Origin of the sequence: Bradyrhizobium sp., from assembly GCF_019244115.1 — a bacterium.
Taxonomy (GTDB): Bacteria; Pseudomonadota; Alphaproteobacteria; order Rhizobiales; family Xanthobacteraceae; genus Bradyrhizobium.
This window is the reverse complement of sequence record NZ_JAFATE010000195.1, coordinates 1-4,248: the sequence shown is the minus strand read 5'-3', so window position 1 is coordinate 4,248 and position 4,248 is coordinate 1. Positions and strand designations below refer to the sequence as shown.

Sequence of the window (4,248 nt, the reverse complement as noted above, 5' to 3'; positions counted from 1 at the left end):
GGCACGCTAGGAGGGGCGCATGCCTCGTATTGCCCTGTATCCCGGCTCTTTCGATCCCGTCACCAATGGCCATCTGGATGTGGTCCAGAGGGCCGTTCACCTCTGTGACCGCCTGATCGTCGCCGTCGGCGTGCACTCGAGCAAGGCACCGCTGTTTTCCACCGAGGAGCGGCTGAACATGGTCCGTGATGTGTTCGCGCCGGTCGCCGCCACGGCGGGCTGCGATTTCGAGGCCACCACGTATGACAATCTGACTGTTGCTGCGGCGCAAAAGAGCGGCGCCACACTGATGATCCGCGGTCTGCGCAACGGCACCGACCTCGACTACGAGATGCAGCTTGCCGGCATGAACCAGATCATGGCCCCCGACGTGGAGACCGTCTTCGTGCCGGCCTCGGCCGACGTCCGCCCGATCACCGCCACACTGGTCCGTCAGATCGCCGGCATGGGCGGCAATTTTGCCCCCTTCGTGCCGGCCTCCGTGGCGGCCAGTCTCCGGGCGAAGTGTTCGACCTGAAGAAAAAGCGTCAACGAACCGCGCTATTTCGCGTTAGCAAGCGGTCCCTGTCACATCCGGAGTTTCCATGATCCGAGCTCTTGCCCTCATTGTCACGCTCTTCGCTGTCACTCCCGCGATGGCACAGTCGCTGCCAGCAGGCCTCGACAAGCAGAATGCCATCGTCATCGACACCACCAAGGGCCGCATCCTCATCAAGCTCCGCACGGATCTCGCCCCGCAGCATGCCGAGCGGCTCAAGCAATTGGCGCGTGAAGGCTATTACAACAACGTGCCGTTTCACCGCGTCATGGACGGTTTCATGGCGCAGACCGGCGATGGCCAGAATTTCAACGGCACCGGCGGATCGAAATACCCGAACCTGAAGCAGGAATTTTCCAACGTGCCGTTCAAGCGCGGCATCGTCGGCATGGCGCGGCGGGGCGACAGTGTCGACAGTGCCAATTCCCAGTTCTTCATCATGTTCGCGGACGGCCCGAGCCTCAACGGCCAGTACACCGTGATCGGCGAGGTGGTGCAGGGCATGGACGTGGTCGACAAGTTGAAGAAGGCGCCGCCCGGCTCGGCCTCGGGCACCGTCACCGATCCCGACAAGATGGTGAAGGTGCAGGTCGCCTCCGACATGAAGTGAGCAGGAGAAAACACATGGCTGTCACCGACAATACTCTGGTCCTGGAAACCACGCAGGGGCCCGTCACCATCGAGATGCGCCCGGATCTCGCGCCCAATCATGTCGCACGCATCAAGGAGCTGGTGCGCGAAGGCTTTTACGATGGCATCGTGTTCCATCGCGTCATCGAAGGTTTTATGGCCCAGACCGGCTGTCCGCAGGGCACCGGCACCGGCGGCTCCGGCCAGAAGCTGAAGGCCGAGTTCAACGCCGAGCCGCATGTGCGCGGCACCACGTCGATGGCGCGCGCTCAAAGTCCCGATTCCGCCGACAGCCAGTTCTTCATCTGCTTCGATGATGCCCGCTTCCTGGACAAGCAGTACACGGTCTGGGGCAAGGTCACCGCGGGCATGGAGAACATCGACAAGATCAAGCGCGGCGAGCCCGTGAAGGATCCGGACAAGATCGTCCGCGCCCATATGGCCGCGGACGCTGGCTGATTGCCGCGAGACAAGCTCCACAGTCATACCCCGCGAAAGCGGGGTATCCGGTACGCTGCGGCTTCTCGGCTCTATCTCCGGTGTCCCGGATTACGGGATCGCCCGGTCGAGCCCTACGAGATTCACACGTCTCGAAAACCGACTCAAAGACAAGGACTTAGATGCCCCCCTGTCACCGAAAGATAGGCACGTCCTCGACTCCGTGATCGTTGATGAGATTCGACTTTTTGCCCTCCACAAAAAGCCGCTCCAAAGATGAGTGCATCTCGTAGGGTCGAGCCGGGCGATGACCAGAGTTGTGTATGACTAATTCGCGCTCACCTGCCGCACTGCGCCCATCCAGTCCTCGATGTGATAGGAGCGGACCAGCTTCCCGTCCTCCATCGTGTGCACGTCGATCGACATGATTTTGAATGGCCTGCCGGTCGGCGCGGCACCGAAGAACGCGGCTGTGGGCGTGCCGGTTGCCTCGCCGCGCACGGTGACCTGGTTGCCTGAAACCAGCACCTCCTTGATCTCCCATTTGAGGTCCGGAATCGATTTCTGGCGCGCAGCGACGCCGGCAATCACTTCGTCGCGGCTGTTGCAGACATCGTTGCCGCGGCACGAAACCCAGTCGGGCGCGGTCGCCTGCCGGATCAGATCGGGACTGTCCTTGGCGAACGCGGCATTGAGGGCCTGGTAGAACGGCGTGACGCTGGCGCGGGCAGCTTCGACGGACATCTCGGCTTGGGCAGGGGACAGGGCAAGAGCGGAAGCGGCGAGGAATACGCCGATAGCAAGAATGCGTTTCATGTTTGGGCCTCGCATCAATCTTTCGTGGAACAAGGCCAGCGGTATGGACGTAAACAGATCATCGACATAATGAGTAATCATTACTCATCATGAACGAAATCGATTTACGCCGTTTCGACCTCAACCTGCTGGTCGTGTTCGACGTCCTGATGACCGAGCGGAGCGTGACGCGCGCCGCGGAGCGGCTCGGGCGCACCCAGTCGGCTGTCAGCCACGCGCTGTCGCGCCTGCGCGAACAGTTCGGCGATCCCCTGCTGCTCAAAGGGGGCGTGCGCATGCAGCCGACGGCGCTTGCGCTCGAGCTGATCGAGCAGGCGCGGCCGATGCTGGGCGGCATCCAGCGCGTGCTGTCGCCGCAGCATCTGTTCGATCCGGCGCGCTCGGATCGGGTGTTCCGCCTGGCCGCGCCGGATTTCATGCTGACCCTGTTTGCCGATCTGCTCACCCGGCTGCGCAGCGAGGCGCCGCACGTTGCGGTCGAATGGACGGCGCCGCGCGAGCCGACCTTGCTCGATGTCGCCGCGGGCACGATCGATGTCGCGATCGTCCCGGCCGAACTGCACTGGCCGCCGGGAGTGACCGGCGAGTCGATCGGCGCGCTGGCCTGGCGCTGCTTTGGCCGCCATGGACATCCTGCGTTTCGCGCCTGGGGACGCGAAAGCTGGGTCGGCTTTCCGCATCTGGTGGTGCGGGTCGGCGATACGCTGACGAGCCCCGTCAATATGGCAGCTGCGGCTGCAGGCCTCGCGCGAAGCATTGCCGGATGGGTGCCGAATTTTTCCGCCGTGGCGCCGATCCTGGCCGGCTCGGACCTCTTGGCGACGCTGCCGGAGCTCGCGATGAGGGAGACGGTTCATGCCTACCGGCTCGACAGCATGGAGGTGCCGTTTCCGCTGCCGCCGCTGCCGCATGCGATGGTCTGGTGCAGCCGCCGCGGCCGTGATCCCGCTCTCGAATGGCTGCGCCATCGCCTGCGGCCGATCGCCAGACAGAATTTTGCGAGCTAGAAGTCCCTATGCGCACCGACCTGTTCGATTTCGATCTTCCCGCCGAGCGCATCGCGCTGCGGCCCGCCAGCCCGCGGGATTCCGCACGCATGCTGGTGGTCGAGGCCGGCGGTGCGTTGCGCGACCAGCACGTCGGCGATCTGCCGCATTGGCTGAAACCCGGCGACCAGCTCGTCGTCAACGACACCAGGGTGATCGCGGCGCAGCTCGCCGGCCGCCGCATCGGGCGGGAGACCGAGCCGAAGATCGAGGCGACATTGATCAAGCGCATCGACGGCTCGCGCTGGCAGGCGCTGGTGCGGCCGGCGAAAAAGCTCGTCGAGGGCGATCGCATTCGCTTTGGCAATGAAGGAAAGGTCTGCCTGCTCGGCCATCTCGACGCCGAGGTCGAGCGCAAGGGCACTGAGGGCGAGGTGACGCTGTCGTTCACGTTTCACGGACCGACGCTCGACCAGGCCATCGCCGACCTCGGCGCGACGCCGCTGCCGCCCTACATCGCCTCCAGGCGCACGCCCGACGAGCGCGATACGAGCGACTATCAGACCATGTTCGCGGCCAATGAGGGCGCGGTCGCGGCGCCTACCGCGGGGCTGCATTTCACGCCCGAGCTGGAGGCCGCGCTGCGCGCGCGCGGCGTCGGCTTGAACCGCCTCACGCTGCATGTCGGAGCAGGGACGTTCCTTCCCGTCAAGGCCGAGGACACCGACGGCCATCGCATGCATGCCGAGTGGGGAAGCCTGTCAGCCGAGACCGCGGCCGCGCTGAACGCGGCGCGCGCGCGCGGTGGGCGGATCGTCGCGGTCGGCACCACGTCGCTGC

General features: G+C 64.6%; 6 protein-coding genes. 5 read left to right on the top strand and 1 reads right to left on the bottom strand.

The features are described 5' to 3' along the window. Positions 1 to 19 precede the first annotated feature (19 nt). The 3 genes from coaD to JOZ76_RS08520 all read left to right on the top strand — a co-directional run bounded on the left by coaD (position 20) and on the right by JOZ76_RS08520 (position 1,627). Positions 20 to 517 (top strand): pantetheine-phosphate adenylyltransferase, encoded by a 498-nt coding sequence (gene coaD, locus JOZ76_RS08530; RefSeq protein WP_291698185.1) that lies wholly within the window; start codon positions 20 to 22, stop codon positions 515 to 517. Positions 518 to 584: 67 nt separating this feature from the next. Further along, the gene (locus JOZ76_RS08525) at positions 585 to 1,148 is read left to right on the top strand and encodes a peptidylprolyl isomerase (protein WP_291698184.1); all 564 of its coding nucleotides are present in this window, start codon (positions 585 to 587) and stop codon (positions 1,146 to 1,148) included. A gap of 14 nt (positions 1,149 to 1,162) precedes the next feature. Beyond that, the gene (locus JOZ76_RS08520) at positions 1,163 to 1,627 is read left to right on the top strand and encodes a peptidylprolyl isomerase (RefSeq protein WP_291698183.1); all 465 of its coding nucleotides are present in this window, start codon (positions 1,163 to 1,165) and stop codon (positions 1,625 to 1,627) included. A 306-nt stretch (positions 1,628 to 1,933) separates the two neighbouring features. On the opposite strand, the gene JOZ76_RS08515 is transcribed toward JOZ76_RS08520, so the two are convergent. Beyond that, positions 1,934 to 2,422 carry an ester cyclase gene (locus JOZ76_RS08515; protein ID WP_291698182.1) on the bottom strand — a complete coding sequence of 163 codons (489 nt, stop codon included), beginning with the start codon at positions 2,420 to 2,422 and terminating at the stop codon, positions 1,934 to 1,936. Between the two features lie 89 nt (positions 2,423 to 2,511). On the opposite strand from JOZ76_RS08515, the gene JOZ76_RS08510 reads away from it, so the two are divergent. Beyond that, entirely contained in the window at positions 2,512 to 3,429 is a 918-nt protein-coding gene (locus JOZ76_RS08510; protein ID WP_291698181.1) for a LysR family transcriptional regulator, read from the top strand. An 8-nt stretch (positions 3,430 to 3,437) separates the two neighbouring features. Continuing rightward, positions 3,438 to 4,248, top strand: an 811-nt coding sequence (locus tag JOZ76_RS08505) for an S-adenosylmethionine:tRNA ribosyltransferase-isomerase (protein ID WP_291698180.1), incomplete at its 3' end; no start/stop codon positions are given.